Origin of the sequence: Mycobacterium rhizamassiliense (assembly GCF_900157375.1) — a bacterium.
GTDB classification, from domain to species: domain Bacteria; phylum Actinomycetota; class Actinomycetes; order Mycobacteriales; family Mycobacteriaceae; genus Mycobacterium; species Mycobacterium rhizamassiliense.
In genome coordinates, this window is the sequence record NZ_LT721901.1 from 1182298 (window position 1) to 1203760 (window position 21463).

Here is a 21463-nt window from a genome sequence, read left to right on the forward strand (position 1 = left end):
CATTCGGGCCCCAATTCGTGCGTGGGGGAAGAATCCGGCCGGCAGAGTCGTTTAGAGAGTTGTGACGGCCTGCTGAGCCGGTATCAATTATGCATGGGACCATAATTTTTACGATCTACTCAGCTTGCGGTTGCGCGCAGACCATGACTTACATCACAAATCCCCTGTACCTGGGAATTAGGTGCACTAACAAATTGCTTAGTAGACCGCTGTCTTATATGGTTCTAAGCATAATCTTATGCACCGCCGGCCCCGGCGCATGAGTGCAACACCAGGCCGGGAGAGAATCATGTGGATCATCGAGGTTAATGTCGCCGGGTATCGCTTCACGCGCGAGTTTCCCGACGTGAAACGCCCGCCGTTCCGCTTCAGCCCGCGTAATATCCACTGGCCGGTACTGCGGCAATCCAACGCTGCGTGACCCAGCTAGAGGAGGTACGTCAGTGCCGACTACCAGCGACATAACCCAGACTTCCGTCGCCGCCAAGCGTGGTGGTACCCGTACCAAGATGCTGGCCAGCGCCGCCGAGGTGATGCGCGAGCGCGGCGCCTCCGGCGTGACCATCGACGCGGTCCTGGCCCGCAGCGGTGCTCCGCGCGGTTCGGTCTACTACCACTTCCCCGAGGGGCGCACCCAGATCCTGACCGAGGCGCTGCGCTACTCGGGCGACTCCATCACCGCCACCATCGACGCCGCCGCCTGCCGCGGCGCCAGGGCCCTGCTGCGCGAGTTCATCGAGCTCTGGGAGCGCCTGCTGACCGACGGGGACTTCCACGCGGGTTGCCCCGTGGTGGCCGCCGCGATCGGGTCCGGCGAGGACGACTTCCAGCTCAGCTCGGAGGCCGGCACGATCCTGGGCCGCTGGTGTGGGGCGCTGACCCAGGCGTTCGTCAACGACGGCTTCAACGACGACGATGCCGCGTCGCTGGCGGTGACGTCGATCTCGGCGCTTGAGGGCGCGATCGTGTTGTCCCGCTCGACTCGCTGCGTCCGGCCGCTCAGCCAGGTCAGCGAGCAGCTCGAATTCCTCATCAAGGCAAGGGAATTCGTCAGCCGCAACGGCCTCCCCGCCAAGAACGAGGACGCACCAGCGGTCTAAGTCAGTCGCTGGCTGGCAGCGGCTTGACCTCTTTGAGCTGCAGCGCGGTCGCACCGATGCTCAGGCTGCCCGCGCCCGGCTTGGTCACGAGCACCTCGGCGCCGGTTTCGTCGACGTAGCGCTTGCCCATCACCGTGCCCTCGGAGAAGGCCGGGTCCAGTTCGCCCGAACGCTCGCCGCCGACCGGCACCATCGGCGCACCGCCGCAACGCAGGTCGTCCAGAGTGTCGGAACTTCGGACGACGATCACCTGGGTGTCGCACACCTGGCTCGCGAGGCGGGTTCCGTTTTTGATCATGCGCGTAATCCTTCTAGCGTCTCGATGATCTCCCGGCGAAGTACCTTGCCGGTGGGGGTCGTTGGCAGCTCGTCGCGGAACACTACCCGGTCGGGGGTTCGCGACCCACGCAAACTCTTGCGGACATGCTCGCGCAGTTCCTCGGGGTCGGGCTCGGTGCCGGGCCGCGGCACCACCACGGCGACGATGGCCTGGCCCCACTGCGGGTCCTCCACACCGACCACGGCGACGTCGCGCACGTGCGGGTGTTCGAGCAGCACCTCCTCCAGCTCGGCGGGCGCGATGTTCTCGCCGCCGCGGATGATGGTGTCGTCGCTGCGCCCGCCGATGAACAGGTAGCCTTCCTCGTCCAGCATGGCGATGTCTTTGGTTGGGAACCAACCGTTTTCGTCGAGCACCGAACCGATGCCGGTGTAGCGGCCCGAGACCTGCTCGCCGCGCACGTACAGCTCGCCGGTGACGCCCGGCGGCAGCACGCTGCCGTCTTCGCCGCGGATCTCCAGCTCGATGCCGGGCACCGGCCGGCCGACCGAGCCCAGCCGCTTGATGACGGCGACGTCCGACGCCACTTGCGCCGCGCGGTGGTCGTCGGGGCCGAGCACCGCGATCGTCGAGCTGGTCTCGGTGAGGCCGTACGCGTTGACGAAGCCCACGCCGGGCAGCAGTTCCAGGGCCCGCCGAACCAGCGGCAGGCCCACCTTCGAGCCGCCGTAGGCCAGGTTGCGCAGCGACGGCAGCTGGTGGCCCGCCGCCTCGATCGCGGTGACGATGCGGTCCAGCATGGTCGGCACCACCGTCGCGGTGGTGACGTGCTCGGCGTTGATCAGCCGGACCCATTCCTCGGGGTCGAAGTTGGGCAGGTAGACCATCTTGCGGCCGGCGTACAGGTTGGACAGCGCCGCGCTGACGCCCGCGATGTGGTACGGCGGCACGCAGATGAGCGCGCCGTCGGCCTCGTCGGCCGACTCGAATTCCACCGAGCCGGTGATGTAGCTGGTGAGGTTGTTGTGCGACAGCTCGACGGCTTTGGGCTGCGATGTGGTGCCGGAGGTGAACAGCACGATCGCCACCGAGTCCGGGTCGGGGAACTCCGCAACGGGTTCGGCGCTGCGCGCGGCGGTCAGGAAGTCGTCGGACAGCACCACCCGTTTCGACGAGGCGCCGATCATGTCCGCGTACCGGCTGTCGACGATGACCAGCGGCTCGGGCAGCCGCTCGATCAGGGCTTGGATGCCCTCGGCGGACAACCGGTAGTTCAGCGGGGTGAAGGCCAGCCCGGCGCGGGCCGAGGCAAAGATCAACACCGGCAGCATCGCGCCGCCGAGCCCGACGTAGGCCACGTGCTGGGCGCCCGATTCCGCGATCACGCCCGCCCCGCCGTCGGCGAGATCGCTGAGCTCCTGCGTCGTCAGCCGCAGGTCACCCGAGACGATGGCCGTGCGATCGGGATTGCTCGACGCAGCCATCTCGAGCAGCAACGAAATACTCACGCTTGAAGGTTCTCCCGTATCAGCACGTTACAAAGCTGGGCCAAAGTGTCATGCTCGACTGTAGTTTAGATCACGCGGGGATCTTTCGGCCCAGCGCATGGGCCTAGGCCGGAGCCGGAGCGCGCCGGCGACGTTTACGCGCAGATCGCAGTGGGTTAACCCTCCCCGGAGTTTGTCCTGCCGCGCAGTGGCGCTGCGGCCGAAATACGCACCTGCGATCCAGTTTGGAAACACGTGACATCCACATCGATAGGCGTACGTATGCGCGCGGGGCTGCCGGGCGCGATGCTCGCCGAGTTCTTCGGCACCTTCGTGCTGCTGCTGCTTGGCCTGGGCACCTGCGCACTCAACGTGGTCGGGCTGCCCGGGTCGGGCCGGCAAACCGAATCGTTCGGCGCGGCGAACTGGTTGATCATCGTCATCGGCTGGGCGTTCGCGGTCATGCTCGCCACCTACGTCGCGGGCGGCATCAGCGGCGCGCACCTGAATCCGGCAGTCACGCTCGCCTTCGCGATCGCGCGAAAGTTCGGCTGGCGCAACGTCGTTCCGTACTGGGTCGCCCAGCTGACCGGTGCGTTCAGTGCGGCCGTCGTGGTGTACGCCGTGTATGGCTCCGCGATCGACAGCTACAACTCGACCCATCACCTCGCCCGGCCCAATTCACCGGACACCTATTCGATCTTCGCGACGTTCCCGGCCCCCTACTTCCACGGCGGCTACCTGGGACCGTTCGTCGACCAGGTGGTCGGCACCGCGATCCTGGTGGCGCTGATCGCCGCCCTGATCGACCACCGCAACCAGGCGCCGGCGGGCAACATGGCGCCGCTGATCATCGGCATGATCATCGCGGTGATCGGCTGCTCGTACGGCACCAACGCGGGCTACGCGCTCAACCCCGCCCGCGACCTGGGCCCGCGATTGTTCGCCTACTTCGCGGGCTGGGGAAAACTGGCTCTGTCCGGCGATTACGGGAGCACGACCCAGTACTGGTGGATCCCGATCGTCGGCCCGCTGGTGGGTGCCGTCGCCGGGATATTCCTCTACGACTTCTTCATCGGCCACGTGCTCGAGGCCCGCGCGACGCTGCTGCTGACCCCGGAGCCCGGCCTGGCCCCGCCGCCGACGACCGACGCCGCGTCAGGCGTGGCGGGACCCGTCACCGTCGAGGACAGCGCGGACGGCAAGGAGAACGAAGACCGCGCGGCCTAGCCGATGGTGGCGACCCTCCCCCGCAAGCGGGAGGTGCCCCCATTCGCCCGGCTACGCCGCGCTTGCGATCGCTACGAACTCAGGTGCCGGTCCACTTCGGCGCGCGCTTCTCAGCGAACGCGATGGCGCCTTCCTTGGCGTCGTTGGACGAAAACACCGGTGCCAGAAGGGCGTTCTGCTCGGCGAACATGGTGTCCGGGCTCCAGCCGCGGGACTCGACCATGATCCGCTTGGTGGCGGCCACCGCCAGCGGGCCGTTCGCGGCGATCCGTTCGGCCAGATCGATCGCGGCGTCCAACGCGCCGCCCGGCTCGGCCAGTGCGTTGACCATGCCCAGCGCGTGCGCGCGCTCGGCGCTCAGGTTTTCACCCGTGAGGGCCAGCTCCATGGCGATCGCGGAGGGGATGCGCTGCGGCAGCCGCAGCAGCCCGCCGCCTCCGGCAACGAGGCCGCGCTTGACCTCGGGGATGCCGAACGCCGAATCCTTCGACGCCACGATCAGGTCGGTGGCCAGGGCCAGCTCGGTGCCGCCGGCCAGGGCATAACCCTCGACGGCGGCGATCAGCGGCTTGACCGGCGGGCGCTCGGTGAAGCCCATGCCCCGGCCCTCGACGATGGGCAGCTCGCCGCGAGCGAACGCCTTGAGGTCCATGCCCGCGCAGAACGAGCCGCCCGCGCCGGTCAGGATGCCCACCGACAGGCCGGCCTCTTCGTCGAGCCGATCGACGGCGGCGGCCAGCCCGTTGGCCACCGCGGAGTTGACCGCGTTCTTGGCCTTCGGCCGGTTAATCGTGATGATCAGGATTCGGCCACGTTGTTCGACCAAGACCTCGGGCTCGTTGGCTTCTTCGTTCCCAGTGCTCACGGTGCTGCGAATCTCCTTTGAATCGGGGCAAGCCGGCTTTGGACTGATGGTAGCCGCCGACGGAAATGGCATTGGCGGCAGCAAAGAGTCCCGTTACCCAGCGGCCGGCACCCGCGGCCAGGCGCGGCCGTCAGGCCGGCGCCATCGCGGCCGGAACCTCCGTCAGATCCTCGGAAAGCCCTGCGGCCCTGCGTAATCCGATGAAGTCAGCGACCATGGCCTCGGTGACCTCGTGCGGATCCTTGACGGTGGCGCCGTCGGAGAGCACCGAGATGTTGAGCTGATCGACGTAGCTCCAGACGGTGATGTTCAGTCCGCTGCCCGCGGTCAGGGGCCCCACCGAATAGATCTCGGTGACCACGGCGTCGCCGACCCTGCCGCGCTCGCGGGGACCGGGCACGTTGGAGATCGGCAGGTTGAGCACCTTGTTCTGGCCGTCGCGGCTGGACGCCCAGCGGAAGAAGGACTCGGTGGCCAGCGGCGGCATGTACGCCGACCACCGGCTGATCAACTCGGGCCCGACCAGGTGGTAGGCCTCCTTGGCGGAGTTGGCGTTGTCGTGGCAGGCCTGCAGCCGCTGCACCGGATCGTCGAGGTCGGCCGGCAGCGCCACCATCAACCCGGTGAAGTAGTTGCCCGATATCCGCTCGGGCGAGAAGTCGAAACTCGCCGGCACCGAAGCCAGCAGCGGTTCGGCGGTGCCGTCATAGCGCAACAGCAGGGTGCGCAGCGCTCCGGTCGAGATGGCCAGCACCACATCGTTGATCTTGACCCCGAGCTTCTTACCCGTCTCCTTGACGTCGGCGAGGGACAGGGTGGCGGTGGCGAACCGGCGCTCCGGGGTGATCCGGTGGTTGATGAAGGTCGGCGGCGGCGTGAACGGCATGGTGAGCTCCGGCGAGAGCTTGCGCGAGCTGCGCCGCACGCGCCCGATGCCTTGCGCCGTGTAGCGGACGGTGCCGGGCAGCTTGCGGGCCTGCCGCAGGTGGTCGAAGAACGCCGACCCCACCAGCTGCCGCGGCGTCGGCGCCGGGTCCGTCACCTGCGGGCCGCTTTCCGGCGTGGGCACCAGGTCCATGCCGCGGGCCATCAGGTTCGCCGAGGCGACGCCGTCGGCCAGGGCGTGGTGGATCTTGCCGACCACCGCCACCCGGTCGTTGGCCAGGCCCTCGACGAAGTACATCTCCCAGAGCGGACGGTCGCGGTCCAGCGGGGTGCTGGCGATCTGCCCGATCGCCTCGTCCAGTTCGCGACGGCCGCCTGGCTCGGGCAGCCGCCACGGCCGGATGTGGTAGTTCAGGTCGACTTCGCAGTGCTCGCGCCACATCGGGTGGTGGAACTTCCACGGGATGTCGACGAGCTGATAGGTGAACGGCTCGAGCTTGTTCAGCCGGCCGCCGATGACCTGACGGAATGCGTCGATGCCGAAATCCTGGCGGTTCGCGGCCACCTCGATCACCGCGACCTTGATGGTGTGCATGTGCACGTTCGGGGTCTCGCTGTACAGCAGTACCGAGTCCCAGCCGCTTAGCCGTTTCACCGCTGCCCCTTGCCCATAAAGGGACCCTACTCAGGAGCGCGGCTTTAGATAACCTCTTTGGCCCGCTGTGTCGCCGTGCGATAGACCTGGTGCAGGAACAGCGAGATCGCGTGGGCGGCCACACCGGCGCGTTCGCCGTCGACCAGGTCGAAGCCGTGGCCCGCGCCCGGCAGCTCCACGTAGCCGACCATCGACTGCGAGACCGCGCGCAACCGCTCCACGAAGCTACGCGCCTGTTCGACCGGGATCACGCTGTCCTTGCTGCCGTGAATCACCAAGAACGGCGGGGCATTACGGTGTACGCGCGCGATCGGCGACGCGTCGCGGAACACCTCGGGATGACGCGCGATCCTGCGCTTGACCACCACCCGCTCCAGGAACTCGACGAAGCGTTCACGCTCCAGCGTGGAACGGTCCTCCCAGTCGTAGCGGCCGTAGATGCCGACCACGGCGTCCACCGAGCTGTTGGCGCCTTCGGGCAGTTTCGACCCGAGCTGCGCGTCGTCGGGGGTGAGCCCGGCCAGCGCGGACAGGTGCCCACCGGCCGAACAGCCAGCCGCCGCAACGAAATTGCGGTCGCCACCGAACTTGTCGACGTTGGCCCGCGCCCAGGCGATGGCCGTCTTGACGTCGGTGATGTGCCGCGGCCAGCGATGGTTCGGTGAGGCCCGGTAGTCGATCGCCAGGCACACCCAGCCCTGCGATGCCAGGTAGGACATCAGTGCCGACCCCTGCAGCATGGCGCGGCCGTGCACCCACGCGCCGCCCGGGACGAAGATCAGCACCGGCGCGGGTTCGACGGGCAGGTCCTTGAGCCGCCAGACGTCGAGCAGCTGCGCCGGGTGGTCGCCGTAGTGGACCGCACGGCGGTACAGGTACGGGCGCTGACGCAGCGCGCTCCACATCGGCGGGGTGCGGTCGGCCGTGGGCCACTGCGCGTCGAGATCGGCGGCCGACACGACGCCACGCAGGGCCGCGACGGAGACCTGTTGGGTGCTCTGCCGGTCGCGCTTGCGGGCTTCGCCGGTGCTTGGTGCTCGCCGGTCCTTGCTCATCGCCGTGATCGCCTCCGGCGCGAGCCGCATGCCCCACACGCTCATCGCGGTGATGGCACCCAGCGGCTCGAGATGCTTGCCGACCACCGGCAACGACGTGCTGGCAACGCTCAAAGCCATCGCATAGTCGGCGGGACGCGCCCGCAGCAACCATTTCAAAGAAGGAATTACCCGCGGAACCCTCGCCGTCATGAAGGGCAGACTACCCCTGCGCCGCCACCAGAAACTGACGTTTGCGTAGAAGCGGCGAACGCGGCGGAAAATGCACCCACCCGGGATTTGCTACAGCGAGATTTACGCGGCAGCGCCGGCATTTCCTGTTTGCTCGGTGGGGCCGGTCGCGGCGCGCCGACGGCGCCCGACGAGGCGGACGGCATAGCTGATGGCACTGACGCCGAACATCGCCGCCGCCAGCAGCAACCACCTACCCAGGAATGGCTGTTGGGTTTGTCCGGTCGCCGCCTGATAGGTCGGGCCGCCCTGTTCGATGATGCCGGGCAGGAAGATCAGGAGCGTGAGCCCGGCGCCCAGGGCCGGCACGCGAATGTGATTGCGCGCGAGCACTTTTGACCCGATCCGGGATTCCCGCCGGCGGACGCCGAGGAACAGCAGCCGGTCGGCCAGCGCATACAGCGGGAAGAACAGCAGGTCGTGGGCGATCACCGAAGCGGCGAACCACACGGCGATCGTCTGCCACCAGGTGCCACCGCTCCACAGCGTCGCCGGTTCGAAGGTGGCCAGGATGTAGCCCAGCAGCGCGAAGCCCGCCACCATGGTCAGCAGGTGCAGTGGGCGCGATCCGTAGATGGACGTGAAACCAGTTAAGGCCGAACGCATTTCAGCCCGCCTCGAACTCGATGGCGCCGACCCATTTGGTGTTGTGCACCCCGGGCAGGGCGGGAACGATGATGCGGGCCGGATAGCCGTGGTCGAGGGGCAGGTCGGCCCCGTTGACCCGCAGCGCCAATAGCGCTTCGGGATCGCCAATCTGATTGGCCTGCAGCATCGCGACCCCGAACGCCCCGCCGCGCTGCAGCGACACCACCCGCGCCGAGCGGGGCGCGGGCACGCCCGCGGCCCGGGCCAGGTCGGACAACCGCACCCCCGCCCAGGTCTGCACCGTCGACCAGCCCTCGACGCAGGCGATCGGCAGCCGGGCGCTGCGCTGCGGCAAGGCGGCCAGCGCAGCGCGATCCAACGTCACCTCCGAGGGCCCGCCGCGCAGTGTCAAAACCCAACCGGGGCCCACGCTTTCGGGGCTGATCTCAGCGGCGACGGCGGTCTTGTTGACCGGGAAATCGCCGCGTCCGCGCGGCAGCAGCAGGGCGGCCCGACGGGCGGGCCCGCCGATGGTCTGCCCTACCGTCAACGCGACGACCAGCGTCACCCCGCTGCCCACCAGGGCCAGCGCCCCGCGCCGGCTCATCGTCGGCGCGGCCGGGTCGGCGGCCACCAGGCCGTCGGGATCAACGGGCTGCGCGCGGGTGTCGTCGCGGCCGGTGCGCGCGACCTCCCGCAGCGGCAGCGACCGCAACCCGGCGATCATCCGCGGGATCTTGACCGCGATGTGCATCGCGAACCCCGCGATGAACACCCACGCGCCGAAATAGTGTGCGGTGTAGAAGCTGAACCCAAAGATGTAGTCGTACTGAATATTCAGGACGCCGGTGACGATCTCGAAGAGGATCCCGCCGACCAACGCCACCAGCGACAGCCGCTCCAGCAGCTGCGCCATCGAGCTGGCCGGTGGCCACGCGAAGAATCGCGGGATCACCGACCACAGCTTGGCCAGCACCACCGGAATGATCGCCAGCCCCAACCCCACGTGCAGCCCCTGGGTCAACCGGTAGAGCCACGGCGGCCGGGTGGGCCAGGTGAAGCCCGGCAGTCGCAGCCAGCCGACGTGCTCGGGGATCGCCTGACCGAGCTGCGGGGCGTAGGCGATGTAGGACAGCAATCCGGTGAGGATCACGATCGGCAGCGTGACCAGCAGCGCGAGCCCGAACACGGACGTCGACCACGGGCCCCGCAGTGGACTGCGGAACCGGAAAAAGTCCGGGCCGCTCACCCAGCCGCCAAGCTGGCGATCACCCTGCCGCTAATCAGGCTGACACTACTCAGCTTCAGCCCCACCTGCGCGGCGAGCGCGGCGGCACTGTCGACACCCACTGTCGCCCAGCGGAACCAGGGCCCAACGTCGCTGGAGGTTTCCAGTCGCACCCAGCCGGCGCGGACCCCGATGGCCTCGGCGTCGAACTCCGCGACACAACGGCCGCCCCGTCCGAGCAGCTCGGCGGCGCGCCCCAGGATTCGTCGTGGGTCGCCGCCGAGACCGACGTTGCCGTCGACCAGCAGCACGGTCTGCCAGAGGCCTATTCCGGGCAGCGGCTCGAAGACGTCGCCAAGCAGGACCGGCGCCCCGCCGCGCCCGGCCAGGCGGATCGCGACCGCGGAGCGGTCGATGCCCAGCGCCGGTATCCCCCGCTGGAACAGCCGCGCGATGAGACGCCCAGGCCCGCACCCCAATTCGATCGTCGGGCCGGTGCACATCTGGGTCACGGCTTCGTCGAACACCTCGTCGGAGTCGTCGGCCGGTTCGGCGGTGGGGTCGGAGCAACATCGGGTGCCCAGCCAGCGGTGCGCCGGCAGCACGCGGATCTGGCCGTCCTCATCGCGGATCCAACATCGCTCGCCGCCAAGGGCCCGTTCGTAGAGATGGCCAAGCATGTCAAGCCCCCCGCACCGTTGCCGTCCCGATCGCGACGCCACAGACGACCACCGCGCACGTCAGCTCTTCCATCGATTCCCCGATCCTTGCCCGGCTACACCAAAACTAGTGATTCGGAGCCGCGGGCATACTGGATCGGTGCCGAACCACGATGTCCATCCGGACTTGCGCCGAATCGCCCGCTTCGCGCCCCGCCAGCTGGTCGTGCCCCGAACGTTGCGGCTGATGCGAGCCTTGGAGGGCCTGTCCCGGCGAAGCTCGGCGAGCGACGTCGAGGTCATCACGCTGGGGTCGGGAGTCGGTGTGCGCCTGTTCCGTCCGGTCGGCGTCACCGACCCGGGGGCGGCCCTGCTGTGGATCCACGGCGGCGGCTACGTGATCGGTACGGCAGCGCAGGACGACGGGCTGTGCCGGCGGTTCGCCAGCAGGCTGGGCCTGACCGTCGCGTCGGTGGACTACCGGCTGGCGCCCGAACACCCGTATCCCGCGCCGGTGGATGACTGCTACGCGGCCCTGACGTGGCTGGCCGGGCTGCCCTCGGTGGACCCGGCGCGGATTGCGATCGGCGGCGCGAGCGCCGGCGGTGGCCTCGCGGCGACCCTGGCTTTCCTCGCCCGCGACCGCGGCGAGGTGACCCCGGCATTCCAGCTGCTGGCCTATCCGATGATCGACGATCGGAGCTCGGCGACAGCCCCGAACCGCGACTACCGGCTGTGGAGCCCGCGCAGCAATCACTTCGGCTGGACGGCGTATCTCGGCGACGCCGATCCACAGGTCGCCGTTCCGGCCCGGCGCGACGACCTGAGCGGGCTGCCGCCGGCGTGGATCGGGGTCGGCACCCACGACCTGTTCCACGACGAGGATCTCGCGTACGCCGAGCGGCTGCAGAGCGCCGGCGTGCCCTGCCAGGTCGACGTCATCCCGGGTGCCTTCCACGGCTTCGACCTGTTCGTGCCGAAAGCCGATGTGTCGCAGGGCTTTTTCAACACCCAGTGCGGCGCGCTGCGCGGCGCGCTGGCCCCGGCGGGCTGATCACGTCGCCGGGTAGACGACCTCGCCACCGATGACGGTGGCGAGGACCATGCCGGCGTCCAGCTCGGCCAGCGCGGTCGCGGGCGGCACGTTCAGCACGCAGAGGTCGCCGGGCTGGCCAGCTTCGACTGCCCTGGCACGGGCCGGTTCGCCGGGGTGGCCCAGGAACATCGTCAAAGCCGTTCGCGCCGAGACACATTCATCGGCCCCCAACACCGCGCCGCTGGGCGTGGTGCGGTACACCGCGGCGCGCATCGCCGCCCACGGGTCGCCCCGGCCGAACGGCATGTCGGTGGACAGCGCCACGCGCACGTTCGCTCTCAGCAGGGACGCGACCCGCCAGAGCTGACCGTGGTCGGCGGCGGGAACGTCGACGAGGTACTGATCACCGCGCTCGGCAACGAAGTTGGGCTGCGTCACCACCGTGACCCCGAGGTCGGCCAGCTCGGCCAGACTGTCGTCGTCGGCCACCGCGGCGTGCTCGATGCGATCGCGCGGATGGCCACCGGCCGCGCGCAGCGCCGCGATGGTCACCACCAACTGGGCCGCGGTGACGCAATGCACGGCCACCGGCCGTTCGTCGGAGTGTGCGAGGCCGATCCACTCGGTCAGTGAGTCCAGGTCCAAATCGTCGTCGTGCAGAATCTTCTTCCCCGGCGCCAAAAAGCCCAGCCGCGGCCGGAATTCGCCGCGCCGGTGCGCCACCAGCAGGGCCACCATGCCCTCGGCGTCGAGGTCGGGCGTGGCGTCGGTGACCCCGGTGACGCCGAGGGCGGTGAGGCTGGCGCTGAGTCCGGCCAGGTCGGTGTCCCTGCGCTGCAGCCGGTCCGACCAGCCGCGGTCGCTGGCGCGCAGGCGCCCGTCGGCGTGTTCGGCCATGCCGACCCGGCGCAGCGCCGCGGAGTTGAGGATCCACAGGGCGCCGCTGCGATGCTGCACGCGCACCGCGACGTCCGGCCGCAGGGCGTCGAGGTCGCCGCGGTCCAGCTCACCGGCGACCGAGTCGTGGTAGCCGACCGCGCGGACCCAGCCGTCCGGCCCCGGCGCGGCCCGCGCCAACGCTTGCGCCAGTTGATCTTTCGTGCGGACGGCGGGCGGCCCGACCGACAGCGAGTCCAGCGCGGACGCCGCGGCGCGCACGTGCACGTGATGGTCGTGCAGGCCGGGGAGCACGGTGCCGCCGGCCGCGTCGAGCACACGCTCCCCGGGTGCGGCCCAAAGCTGGCCGGCCACCTCCTCGATCCGGGCACCGACCCGGATGTCGGCGGCGGTGCCGTCCAGCAGGGTGGCGCGCCGGATCAGCACGATAGACAACGTCTTTCGTCGACCAGACGCCGTACCGCGTCGCCGTCGGCTCCCAACGCGGGCGCCGGGGTGCACGCCGGCGGGACCGGCGGGGGCGCCGCAGGACTATCCGAGACCGGCGCCGCGCTGGGCAGCGCCGCGTAGGTCGCGGCCACCGCGGCCATCGACAGGTGGATCAGTTCGCCGCCGCCGCGGCCCAGCGAGTCGAGCACCGCCGCGGCCGCCTCCAGCCCCGTCAACGGGTCGGCGATGGCGTCGCCGCAGAAGACCGGGCCCGTGCCCACCAGCCCGCCGGCCACCGCGGCGTCGTCGCCGAATGCCGGGCGCGCAGAATCCGCGCCATAGCCGTTGATGCGCAACCAGATTCGTCCCGCGCGTGGCGCCACGTGCTCGGGGCCGAGGCGGCGGCGGGCCAGCGCCGCGGGTCGCGATCCCTCGATCACGATGTCGGAGATCGCAAGCAGCGCGCGCAGTTCGTAGATGGCCTCATCGAAATCGACACAGTAGGACAGCTTTTCGCCGTTCATCCAGTCGAAAAATGCGGCGTTGCCGGCGCGGGTGCCGTCCGGGCGGCGGGGGCTTTCGACCTTGACGACGGTCGCGCCGCCGCGCGCCAGCAGACCCCCGCACAGCGGGCCGGCCCACATCGACGAGAGGTCGGCCACCAGCAGGCCGGACAGCGGCCGCGCGGGCGAACGGTCGCCGAGAGCGCAGATTCGCGGCGGCGCGGCAGCGGCCTCGCCCAGGGCGGCGGCCGGGATGTCCAGCAGCGCCGCCCGCTCCACGATCTCGGACACCGGACGCGTTGCGGCCCAACGCTGCAGCGCCGGCCACGGGTCGCCGGGCACGTCGTCGGCCTCCAGCAGTGCGGGGATAGCGGCGACGTCGTCCGGGCGCGACAGCGTGACGGCACACCAGCCACCCCGGGCGAGCAGCAGCCGGGTGGCGCCGCCGGCCGACGTTTGGCCGCCGCGGGTCAACCCGAGCAGGCCGGCCCGCCCGGCGAGCAGCGCCGCGGCGTCGACGGCGACGCCCAGACGCTCGCCCACCGCGGCCGCGACGCGGTCGGCGCGGTCGAGCACGTTCGCACGCGAGAAGTCGGGGGGGCCATCGGGTGATCCGGTCAGGGCGGCCAGCCCGCTGCTCCCCCACTCCGACGCCGCGTCGCTCACCAGGACCATTGTGCTCCGGTCAGAAGTGCAGGGCGCTGAATCGCCAATCAAGCACTTGCCGGTCGGGTTCGCCCGTCGCCTCGCTGACGGCGTAGACCAGCGACCGCAGCCGCAGCACCCCGCCCTGGTCGGCGGGCTCGGCGGACTCGACGTGCAGTTCGCTGTAGAGCGTGTCGCCCTCGTGCACCGGCCCGGTGTGGTCGCAGGACTGCCAGCCCAGCACCGTCGCCAGGTTCGGCAGCAGCCTGCTCGCCTGCGCGAGCGCCAGCCCGATGGTGTGACCGCCGTACACCAGCCGATGGCCGCCGACTCGCGAATCATGGTGCGGTGCAGCGATATTCAGGGTGAGACGGGCCAGTTCGGGCGCGCTGCTGACTAGGTCGGCGGTGCTGTGCAACACCGCCGGCGCCACACCGGCACCAAAGTCACTGAAATGCGGTCCGGGAACGCGCTTTCGGAAGGCCTCGCCGTCCCACTGAGCGGCGGGGTCGGCGACCGGCGGCGCGGCGTCGGCGCCGACGGCGGACAAGTCGTCGTCGGGTGCGCCGTCGGGATCGAAGTCCGGGCCGGCCGGCAGCATCGCGCAGCGATAGAAGTCGAGCACCAATTGATCGGCCTGGTCGATCGTGGTCATGCGCAGCGCCGCCAGCCCGGTGGGCGCCCGGCCCGGCTTGGCCGAGTTGGCCCGCAGCCCAACCACTTCGGTGCGGGTATAGAGGGAGTCGCCGATGACCGGAAACCGGCGGAACGTCAGGCCGCGGTAGAACAGGTTGGCCTTCACCCGCTGCGTGACCAGCGTGCTCTGCCCGATCGCCACGTCGCACACCAGTGCCGGATGCGCCAGCGGCCCCGGCGAGCCGGTTACCGCCGCACACAGGCCGGTGTCCAGCGCCAGGCGCAGGCGATCGCCCACGATCGCCTGATGCGCGGCGGCCATGCCCCCGGTGAGCGTCGTCGTCGGCGCCCAGTCGAAGACCTGGCCCACCGAGAGCTCGTCGAAATAGGCGCCGCCGTCGCGGACCGCCGCATACCCGTTATCCGTCACAACGCCACATGCTGGCAGGCTGTCGAATCGGAGCGCAACGCAGGACGTGGCAGAAGGACAGGTCGCAGGTGAACGACGAAGAAGACATGCTGGTCGCCACGGTGCGCGCGTTCATCGATCGCGACGTGAAGCCGACCGTCCGCGAGGTCGAGCATGCCAACGACTACCCCGCGGCGTGGATCGAGCAGATGAAGCGCATCGGCATCTACGGGCTGGCCATTCCCGAGGAATACGGCGGGTCGCCGGTGTCGATGCCCTGCTACGTGTCGGTCACCCAGGAGCTGGCCAGGGGCTGGATGAGCCTGGCCGGCGCGATGGGCGGGCACACGGTGGTGGCCAAGCTGCTGACCCTGTTCGGCACCGAGGAGCAGAAGCGGGCCTACCTGCCGGCCATGGCCACCGGCGAGGTGCGCGCCACCATGGCGCTGACCGAGCCGGGCGGCGGCTCCGACCTGCAGAACATGTCGACCACCGCGCAGGACGACGGCTCCGGCGGCCTGGTGATCAACGGCTCGAAGACCTGGATCAGCAACGCCCGCCACTCCGGCCTGATCGCGCTGTTGTGCAAGACCGACCCGCAGGCGGTCCCGCGCCACAAGGGCATCTCGATCGTGCTGGTCGAGCACGGCCCGGGCCTGACGGTATCGAGGGACCTGCCCAAGCTCGGCTACAAGGGCGTCGAATCCTGCGAGCTGTCGTTCGACGGCTTCCGCGTCCCGGCGTCGGCCATCCTGGGCGGCCGGGCCGGGGAGGGCTTTTCACAGATGATGAAAGGCCTTGAGACCGGCCGCATTCAGGTGGCCGCCCGGGCCCTGGGCGTGGCGACCGCCGCGCTCGAGGACGCGTTGGCCTACGCCCAGCAGCGGGAGAGCTTCGGCCAGCCGATCTGGAAGCACCAGGCAATCGGTAACTACTTGGCCGACATGGCGACCAAGCTCACCGCCGCCCGGCAGCTCACCCGCCACGCCGCCGAGCGCTACGACAGCGGCGAACGCTGCGACATGGAAGCCGGGATGGCCAAGCTATTCGCCTCCGAGGTCGCGATGGAGATCGCGCTGGACGCGGTGCGCATTCACGGCGGCTACGGCTACTCCACCGAGTACGACGTCGAACGGTATTTCCGCGACGCACCCCTGATGATCGTCGGCGAGGGCACCAACGAGATCCAGCGCAACGTCATCGCCGGCCAGCTGGTGGCCCGCGGCGGGATCTAAAGGGGTTCAATTCCCGCTTCGACCTGGGTGCGTGCGCTATATTTTGGCTGACTTCCCCCGCCGCACAGCAAAGCGCCGCGGAAGTAATCCGGTTCGGGCCGGTGACGACCACAGGAAGGCGCCTGCCATGAGCTATCCCCCCGGACCATACGAAGGTTCCCCCGAGTGGCAGGGCCAGCAGCCACCCCAGCAGCCACCGGAGTGGCAGGGTCAGCAACAGCCCGGCTGGCAAACTCCGCCGCCGGCGCCCTGGGGAGGCCAGCAACCCGGCTGGCCGGCCCAGCAGGAGCCGGACAACTACCTCGTCTGGGCGATCCTGTGCACGGTGCTGTGCTGCCTCCCCTTCGGCATCGTCTCGATCGTGTACTCGAATAAGGTCGCCGGGCTGTGGGCGCAGGGGCGCTACCCCGAGGCGCAGGAGGCGGCCAACAACGCCAAGAAATGGGCCATCATCGGCGCGATCACCGGCCCCATCGTCACCGTGCTGTTCATGGTGATCTACTTCGCGTTCATCGCCGCGGTGGTCGTGCACGAGCTGCCCAACATCCCGACGACCACCACGACGGTTCCCGGCTTCTAGGAAACCCGTTGCGTCCCAACACAAACCGCGTCGACTAGGCCCCACGCCAGCGCGGTGTCGGCGTCCAGGGTGCGCCCGGACAGCACCAGGTAGGCCGTACGCCAGCGGCCGATCCGGCGCGTGACGCTGACGGTGCCGCCGGCCCCGGGAATCAACCCCAGCATCAGCTCGGGCAGCCCGAACAACGAATTGTCCTGTGCTTCAACCCATCCGCAGAATGCGGCCATCTCCAGCCCGCTGCCCAGCACCCGGCCGTGAACCTCGGCGCGACACGAGCGCCCCAGCCTGGCGGTCAGCGCGTCCAGGGCCAGGGCGGGGCTGTGCCGGGTGCGGGCCAGATGCGCGCTCGCCGGGTCGGCGAACGTGCCGAATTCGCCGAGGTCGCCGCCACTGCAGAACGATGGGCCGTTGCCGCTCAGCACGATCCCGGTGACCGACGGGTCGAGCTGAGCGACGGCCAGCGCCTCCAGCAGCGCCGCGCGCGCATCGGTGGAAAACGCGTTGTGCCGCCGCGACCGATTGAACCTGATCGCCAGGACGTCGCCGTCGCGCTCGGCGAGTACCGGGTCGGCGATCTCGGGCATGCCGCCGGGGCCGCGTTCCTCGAGCCACCGCGCGAACTCAGGACCGGCCTGCAGCGTCGAGTACGCCAGCGACTCGGTGATGACGCCGGCCAGCGCGGCGCCGTCTGGCCGCACCGCGCGCAGCACGTCGTCGCAGACGGCGCTGGCATGCGGCCAACGCTCACAACGCCGCCCAAGCTCGGCGAGCGTCTCGGGCACCGAGTCGACGGTGATCACCCGACGATCGGCGCTGGGCTCTTCGGTCAGCGTGAAAGTCGCTGCATCCAGCCAGGTTTCGGCCTTGGCCAGGTCAGCGGCCGAACCGACGGCGACCATGACGCCCGGTGGCGACGCCAGGTCGGCCTCCGGCGCGCTGGGCACCGAATCCGATAGGTCGACCACCTGGAGCATCGGTCACACCGAATACTTCTCGATCAGGCCGTTCTTGTAGAGCTTTCCGGTATCGGTGCGCGGCAGCTGCGACTCGAACGCGACCGACCGTGGGCACTTGTAGTGCGACAGGTGTTCCCGCAGCCACGCGATCAGCTCCTCACCGAGCTGGTCGGTCGCATCGGCCGGGTCGACGGTCTGCACCGCGGCCACCACGCGCTGGCCCATCTCGTCGTCGGGGACGCCAAACACCGCGGCGTCGAGCACCTTTGGATGTGTGACCAGAAAGTTCTCCGCTTCCTGCGGATAGATGTTGACCCCGCCGGAGATGATCATGTGGTGCCGCCGGTCGGTCAGGTACAGGTAGCCCTCCTCGTCGAGGTAGCCGATGTCGCCGACGGTGGCCCAGCCGTGCCCGTCACGGGATCCGGCGGTCTTCGACGGGTCGTTGAGGTACTCGAACGAGAAGCCGCCCTCGAAGTAGATCTCACCGGCCGCACCGGGCGGCAGCTCGTTGCCGTCCTCGTCGAGGATGTGGACCGCAACGCCCATCGGCTTGCCGACCGAACCCGGATGCGCCAGCCAGTCCTCGGCGGTGATCAGCGTCGAGCCGTGCGCTTCCGAGGAGGCGTAGTACTCGTCGACGATCGGCCCCCACCAGTCGATCATCTGCTTCTTGATCTGCACCGGGCACGGCGCGGCCGCGTGCATCACCCGCTTGAGACTGGACAGGTCGTACGAATCACGAACGGCCTGCGGCAGTTTCAGCATGCGCACGAACATGGCCGGGACGAACTGCCCGTGCGTAACCCGGTGGCGCTGGATCGCATCGAGGGTGCCTTCGGCGTCGAACTTCTCCATCACCACCGTGGTGAGACCGGCGCCCTGCACCGTCATCGACCACACCGACGGTGCGGTGTGGTACAGCGGCGCCGGGCTCAGGTAGACCGTGTCGGTGTCCATCCAGAACCCGACCAGAGCCGACATCATGCCGGGCGCGTCTTCCGGTGGGACGTGGGGCAATTCGCGCCTGATCCCCTTGGGCCGGCCGGTGGTGCCCGACGAGTACTGCAGCAGATCGCCCTCGATCTCGTCGTCGATCGGGGTATCGGGTTGATTGGCAACGCATTCCGGGTAGCTGTCCCAGCCCGGCAGGTCCCCATCGGCGATCAGCAGCAGCCCCGGCAGCCCGTTCGGCAGGTGCTCGGCCAGACCGGCGCAGGTGTCGCGCAGCGGCGCCGAACCGACGATGGCCTTCGCGTTGCTGTTGTCGATGATGTAGGCCGCCTCGGCCGGCGTCAGGTGGGTGTTGATCGGCACGTAGTACAGGCCGCTGCGCCGGGCCGCCCACATGACGGCGTGGATGTGCTCGTTGTTCTCCATCAGGATCGCGACGCTGTCGCCCTCGTGCAGACCCGCCTGACGGAACCGGTGCGCCAGCCGGTTGGCCCGCGCTTCCAGGTCGTCGAAGGTGACGACGGTTCCCGAGGGGTACAGGACGATCGCCGGCTTGTCGGCGCCGATATAGGGGCGGATCTGCATGCGCCGACTGTACAGCCGCCGAAGTTGACGGGTGTTAAGTGGGCCGACGAGGCGGCCTCACCGGCGTCAGCCGTGCGGGGACTGGGAGATCTTGCTGTCCGGCGTGCCCAGGGTCTGGCACCACGTCTGCGCCGACAGGCGCGTCGCGTCGATCTGCAGATTGGTCGGATCGGTGCCGCTCTTGTCCTTGAGCATTTTGCTGATCTCGTCGTTCTGCTTCTTCTGATCCTGGCTGGTGAAGTCCTTGCACTTCGTGTCGCCACCGGTGTTGATCACCTGCGACGCAGAACATCCACTGAGCAGAATTCCCGCTGCGGCAATCGCTGTCGTGATCGCTGCGAGTGTCTTGGACTTCACGGACTTCATCGTCGGCCTTCCAGGAGCGGTTTGTTAGCTATCTATAGACCAAACCGAACAAACCCAAACGGCCCTGTCGCGATCAACATTTGGGTTTGCCAGGTGGTGCTGACTAGTCGGCTTCCGACAGCCGCTGCTTGAGGGCCGCGAACTCGTCGCGGACGCCGGTGGGCAGCTTGTCGCCGACGAACTCGAACCACTCCTCGATCAGCGGAAGTTCCTCGCGCCACTCGGCCGTGTTGACCGCCAGCGCCTTGGTCACGTCGCCGCCCTCGATGTCGAGGCCGTCGAGGTCCAGGTCCGCCTCCGTCGGCACGATGCCGATCGGGGTGTCCTGGCCGCCGGCCTGGTGCTCGATGCGGTCGACGATCCACTTCAGCACCCGGCTGTTCTCGCCGAACCCCGGCCACAGGAACTCGCCCTTGTCGCCGCGACGGAACCAGTTGACGAAGAACACCTTTGGCAGCTTGGAGTCGTCGGCGTTCTTGCCCAGGTCGATCCAGTGCTGGAAGTAGTCGGCGACGTGGTAGCCCAGGAACGGCAGCATGGCCATCGGGTCGCGGCGCACGGTGCCGACCTTGCCCTCGGCGGCGGCGGTCTGCTCGCTGCCCATAGTGGCGCCCATGAAGACGCCGTGCTGCCAGTCACGAGCCTCGGTCACCAGCGGCACCGTCGTCTTGCGGCGGGCGCCGAACAGGATGCCCGAAATCGGCACGCCCTGCGGGTCGTCCCACTCGGGCGCCAGGATCGGGCACTGCGACATCGGGGTGCAGTACCGCGAATTCGGGTGCGCGGCTTTGGTGTCCGTCTCGCGCAGGATCCAGTCGTTGCCCTTCCAGTCGACCAAGTGGTCGGGCTCGCCCTCCAGGCCTTCCCACCACACGTCGTTGTCGTCGGTCAGCGCGACGTTGGTGAAGACGGTGTTGCCGGCCTCCATGGTGCGCATCGCGTTCGGGTTGGACTTCCAGTTGGTGCCCGGCGCGACGCCGAAGAAGCCGAACTCGGGGTTGACCGCGTACAGGCGGCCGTCCTTGCCGAACCGCATCCACGCGATGTCGTCACCGAGGGTCTCGGCGCGCCAGCCCGGGATGGTCGGCTGCAGCATCGCGAGGTTGGTCTTGCCGCACGCCGACGGGAACGCCGCGGCGAAGTAGTAGGCCTTGTTCTCCGGCGAGATCAGCTTGAGGATCAGCATGTGCTCGGCGAGCCAGCCCTCGTCGTGGGCCATCGCCGAGGCGATGCGCAGCGAGTAGCACTTCTTGCCCAGCAGCGCGTTGCCGCCGTAACCCGAGCCGTAGCTCATGATCTCGCGGGTCTCGGGGAAGTGGGTGATGTATTTGGTGTCGTTGCACGGCCACGGCACGTCCTGCTGACCCGGCTCCAGCGGGGCGCCCACGGAGTGCATCGCCTTGACGAAGAAGCCGTCGTCGCCGATCTTGTCCAGCGCGGCCTTGCCCATCCGGGTCATCACCTTCATCGAGATGACGACGTACTCGGAGTCGGTGATCTCCACACCCAGCTTGGGATCGTCGGCACCGAGCGGGCCCATGCAGAACGGCACCACCCACATGGTGCGACCGCGCATGCAGCCGCGGTACAGGTCCTTCATCGTGGCGCGCATCTCGGTCGGGTCGGTCCAGTTGTTGGTCGGGCCCGCGTCGATCTCGCGCTCGGAACAGATGAATGTCCGGGACTCCACGCGCGCGACGTCGGACGGGTCCGACAGCGCCAGGTAGGAGTTGGGGCGCTTCTCCTCGTTCAGCTTCTTCAGCGTGCCGGCCTCGACCAGCTGGGCGGCCAGCCGGTTGAACTCGTCGTCGGAGCCGTCAGCAAACACCACCCGGTCGGGCTGGGTGAGCTCGGCGACCTCCTCCACCCACGACAGCAGCCCCTGATGCTTGGTGGGCGCTGTATCCAGACCGGGAATGGTCGCTGAGGTCATCGAACTCTCCTGAATTCATCTAAGTAAGGGCGGGAA

General features: G+C 69.0%; 21 protein-coding genes. 6 read left to right on the forward strand and 15 right to left on the reverse strand.

What is annotated here, in order from left to right; genetic code table 11:
• The first annotated feature begins 289 nt into the window (after nt 1–289).
• Together MRAB57_RS29375 and MRAB57_RS05845 are read left to right on the forward strand one after the other, a co-directional pair.
• On the forward strand, nt 290–421 hold the full coding sequence (locus MRAB57_RS29375) for a hypothetical protein (protein ID WP_281254360.1): 132 nt from the start codon (nt 290–292) through the stop codon (nt 419–421).
• An 88-nt stretch (nt 422–509) separates the two neighbouring features.
• Complete coding sequence (locus MRAB57_RS05845) at nt 510–1100, forward strand: TetR/AcrR family transcriptional regulator (RefSeq protein ID WP_077086731.1); 591 nt, start codon at nt 510–512, stop codon at nt 1098–1100.
• Between the two features lies 1 nt (nt 1101).
• Here the strand turns inward: MRAB57_RS05845 and MRAB57_RS05850 are convergent, their stop codons facing one another.
• Together MRAB57_RS05850 and MRAB57_RS05855 are read right to left on the reverse strand one after the other, a co-directional pair.
• A complete protein-coding gene (locus MRAB57_RS05850; RefSeq protein ID WP_077086732.1) occupies nt 1102–1398 on the reverse strand; it encodes a hypothetical protein in 297 nt (98 codons plus the stop codon).
• Nucleotides 1395–2888, reverse strand: coding sequence for a class I adenylate-forming enzyme family protein (locus tag MRAB57_RS05855; RefSeq protein WP_077086733.1), 1494 nt, complete (start codon nt 2886–2888; stop codon nt 1395–1397). Before MRAB57_RS05855 ends, MRAB57_RS05850 begins: the two co-directional genes overlap by 4 nt.
• A 261-nt stretch (nt 2889–3149) precedes the next feature.
• Here MRAB57_RS05855 and MRAB57_RS05860 point away from each other — a divergent pair, with 261 nt between their 5' ends.
• Entirely contained in the window at nt 3150–4097 is a 948-nt protein-coding gene (locus MRAB57_RS05860; protein ID WP_077086734.1) for an MIP/aquaporin family protein, read from the forward strand.
• Between the two features lie 79 nt (nt 4098–4176).
• Here MRAB57_RS05860 and MRAB57_RS05865 read toward each other — a convergent pair whose 3' ends face one another.
• The 6 genes from MRAB57_RS05865 to MRAB57_RS05890 all read right to left on the reverse strand — a co-directional run bounded on the left by MRAB57_RS05865 (nt 4177) and on the right by MRAB57_RS05890 (nt 10284).
• Nucleotides 4177–4962 (reverse strand): crotonase/enoyl-CoA hydratase family protein, encoded by a 786-nt coding sequence (locus MRAB57_RS05865; protein ID WP_077086735.1) that lies wholly within the window; start codon nt 4960–4962, stop codon nt 4177–4179.
• Nucleotides 4963–5092: 130 nt separating this feature from the next.
• Nucleotides 5093–6502 (reverse strand): WS/DGAT/MGAT family O-acyltransferase, encoded by a 1410-nt coding sequence (locus MRAB57_RS05870; protein WP_077086736.1) that lies wholly within the window; start codon nt 6500–6502, stop codon nt 5093–5095.
• A 44-nt stretch (nt 6503–6546) separates the two neighbouring features.
• Nucleotides 6547–7749 carry an alpha/beta hydrolase gene (locus MRAB57_RS05875; protein WP_077086737.1) on the reverse strand — a complete coding sequence of 401 codons (1203 nt, stop codon included), beginning with the start codon at nt 7747–7749 and terminating at the stop codon, nt 6547–6549.
• A 102-nt stretch (nt 7750–7851) separates the two neighbouring features.
• Nucleotides 7852–8394, reverse strand: a complete 543-nt coding sequence (locus MRAB57_RS05880) for a hypothetical protein (RefSeq protein ID WP_077086738.1) — start codon at nt 8392–8394, stop codon at nt 7852–7854.
• Nucleotide 8395: 1 nt separating this feature from the next.
• Nucleotides 8396–9625, reverse strand: coding sequence for a molybdopterin-dependent oxidoreductase (locus MRAB57_RS05885; RefSeq protein WP_077086739.1), 1230 nt, complete (start codon nt 9623–9625; stop codon nt 8396–8398).
• Nucleotides 9622–10284 (reverse strand): class I SAM-dependent methyltransferase, encoded by a 663-nt coding sequence (locus MRAB57_RS05890; RefSeq protein WP_077086740.1) that lies wholly within the window; start codon nt 10282–10284, stop codon nt 9622–9624. The genes MRAB57_RS05885 and MRAB57_RS05890 overlap by 4 nt, the downstream gene beginning before the upstream one ends.
• A 139-nt stretch (nt 10285–10423) precedes the next feature.
• Here MRAB57_RS05890 and MRAB57_RS05895 point away from each other — a divergent pair, with 139 nt between their 5' ends.
• Nucleotides 10424–11317, forward strand: coding sequence for an alpha/beta hydrolase (locus MRAB57_RS05895; protein ID WP_077086741.1), 894 nt, complete (start codon nt 10424–10426; stop codon nt 11315–11317).
• Here the strand turns inward: MRAB57_RS05895 and MRAB57_RS05900 are convergent, their stop codons facing one another.
• The 3 genes from MRAB57_RS05900 to MRAB57_RS05910 are packed head-to-tail and all read right to left on the reverse strand — an operon-like array spanning nt 11318 to nt 14839.
• On the reverse strand, nt 11318–12622 hold the full coding sequence (locus MRAB57_RS05900) for an amidohydrolase family protein (RefSeq protein WP_077086742.1): 1305 nt from the start codon (nt 12620–12622) through the stop codon (nt 11318–11320).
• Nucleotides 12616–13803: a CoA transferase gene (locus MRAB57_RS05905; protein WP_077086743.1), complete on the reverse strand. Its 1188-nt coding sequence runs from the start codon at nt 13801–13803 to the stop codon at nt 12616–12618. The genes MRAB57_RS05900 and MRAB57_RS05905 overlap by 7 nt, the downstream gene beginning before the upstream one ends.
• 10 nt (nt 13804–13813) lie before the next feature.
• A complete protein-coding gene (locus MRAB57_RS05910; protein ID WP_077086744.1) occupies nt 13814–14839 on the reverse strand; it encodes a MaoC family dehydratase in 1026 nt (341 codons plus the stop codon).
• Between the two features lie 8 nt (nt 14840–14847).
• Here MRAB57_RS05910 and MRAB57_RS05915 point away from each other — a divergent pair, with 8 nt between their 5' ends.
• Nucleotides 14848–16053, forward strand: coding sequence for an acyl-CoA dehydrogenase family protein (locus MRAB57_RS05915; protein ID WP_077086745.1), 1206 nt, complete (start codon nt 14848–14850; stop codon nt 16051–16053).
• A 127-nt stretch (nt 16054–16180) separates the two neighbouring features.
• On the forward strand, nt 16181–16633 hold the full coding sequence (locus tag MRAB57_RS05920) for a CD225/dispanin family protein (protein ID WP_077086746.1): 453 nt from the start codon (nt 16181–16183) through the stop codon (nt 16631–16633).
• Here the strand turns inward: MRAB57_RS05920 and MRAB57_RS05925 are convergent.
• The 4 genes from MRAB57_RS05925 to MRAB57_RS05940 all read right to left on the reverse strand — a co-directional run bounded on the left by MRAB57_RS05925 (nt 16630) and on the right by MRAB57_RS05940 (nt 21427).
• Nucleotides 16630–17607 carry an enoyl-CoA hydratase/isomerase family protein gene (locus MRAB57_RS05925; RefSeq protein ID WP_077086747.1) on the reverse strand — a complete coding sequence of 326 codons (978 nt, stop codon included), beginning with the start codon at nt 17605–17607 and terminating at the stop codon, nt 16630–16632. The genes MRAB57_RS05920 and MRAB57_RS05925 overlap by 4 nt on opposite strands.
• A gap of 3 nt (nt 17608–17610) precedes the next feature.
• Complete coding sequence (gene fadD4 / locus MRAB57_RS05930; protein WP_077086748.1) at nt 17611–19128, reverse strand: fatty-acid--CoA ligase FadD4; 1518 nt, start codon at nt 19126–19128, stop codon at nt 17611–17613.
• A 66-nt stretch (nt 19129–19194) separates the two neighbouring features.
• Nucleotides 19195–19494: a hypothetical protein gene (locus MRAB57_RS05935; protein ID WP_077086749.1), complete on the reverse strand. Its 300-nt coding sequence runs from the start codon at nt 19492–19494 to the stop codon at nt 19195–19197.
• 103 nt (nt 19495–19597) lie between these two features.
• Nucleotides 19598–21427, reverse strand: coding sequence for a phosphoenolpyruvate carboxykinase (GTP) (locus MRAB57_RS05940; protein ID WP_077086750.1), 1830 nt, complete (start codon nt 21425–21427; stop codon nt 19598–19600).
• Between the last annotated feature and the right edge of the window lie 36 nt (nt 21428–21463).

Excerpts from the sequence above, each read along its gene's own strand:
- MRAB57_RS29375 (WP_281254360.1), top strand. The coding sequence starts at position 290 with ATGTGGATCATCGAGGTTAATGTCGCCGGGTATCGCTTCACGCGCGAG.
- MRAB57_RS05845 (WP_077086731.1), top strand. The coding sequence starts at position 510 with ATGCTGGCCAGCGCCGCCGAGGTGATGCGCGAGCGCGGCGCCTCCGGC.
- MRAB57_RS05850 (WP_077086732.1), bottom strand. The coding sequence starts at position 1,398 with ATGATCAAAAACGGAACCCGCCTCGCGAGCCAGGTGTGCGACACCCAG.
- MRAB57_RS05860 (WP_077086734.1), top strand. The coding sequence starts at position 3,150 with ATGCGCGCGGGGCTGCCGGGCGCGATGCTCGCCGAGTTCTTCGGCACC.
- MRAB57_RS05875 (WP_077086737.1), bottom strand. The coding sequence starts at position 7,749 with ATGACGGCGAGGGTTCCGCGGGTAATTCCTTCTTTGAAATGGTTGCTG.
- MRAB57_RS05880 (WP_077086738.1), bottom strand. The coding sequence starts at position 8,394 with ATGCGTTCGGCCTTAACTGGTTTCACGTCCATCTACGGATCGCGCCCA.
- MRAB57_RS05890 (WP_077086740.1), bottom strand. The coding sequence starts at position 10,284 with ATGCTTGGCCATCTCTACGAACGGGCCCTTGGCGGCGAGCGATGTTGG.
- MRAB57_RS05905 (WP_077086743.1), bottom strand. The coding sequence starts at position 13,803 with ATGGTCCTGGTGAGCGACGCGGCGTCGGAGTGGGGGAGCAGCGGGCTG.
- MRAB57_RS05915 (WP_077086745.1), top strand. The coding sequence starts at position 14,848 with ATGCTGGCAGGCTGTCGAATCGGAGCGCAACGCAGGACGTGGCAGAAG.
- MRAB57_RS05920 (WP_077086746.1), top strand. The coding sequence starts at position 16,181 with ATGAGCTATCCCCCCGGACCATACGAAGGTTCCCCCGAGTGGCAGGGC.
- MRAB57_RS05925 (WP_077086747.1), bottom strand. The coding sequence starts at position 17,607 with ATGCTCCAGGTGGTCGACCTATCGGATTCGGTGCCCAGCGCGCCGGAG.
- fadD4 (WP_077086748.1), bottom strand. The coding sequence starts at position 19,128 with ATGCAGATCCGCCCCTATATCGGCGCCGACAAGCCGGCGATCGTCCTG.
- MRAB57_RS05935 (WP_077086749.1), bottom strand. The coding sequence starts at position 19,494 with ATGAAGTCCGTGAAGTCCAAGACACTCGCAGCGATCACGACAGCGATT.
- MRAB57_RS05940 (WP_077086750.1), bottom strand. The coding sequence starts at position 21,427 with ATGACCTCAGCGACCATTCCCGGTCTGGATACAGCGCCCACCAAGCAT.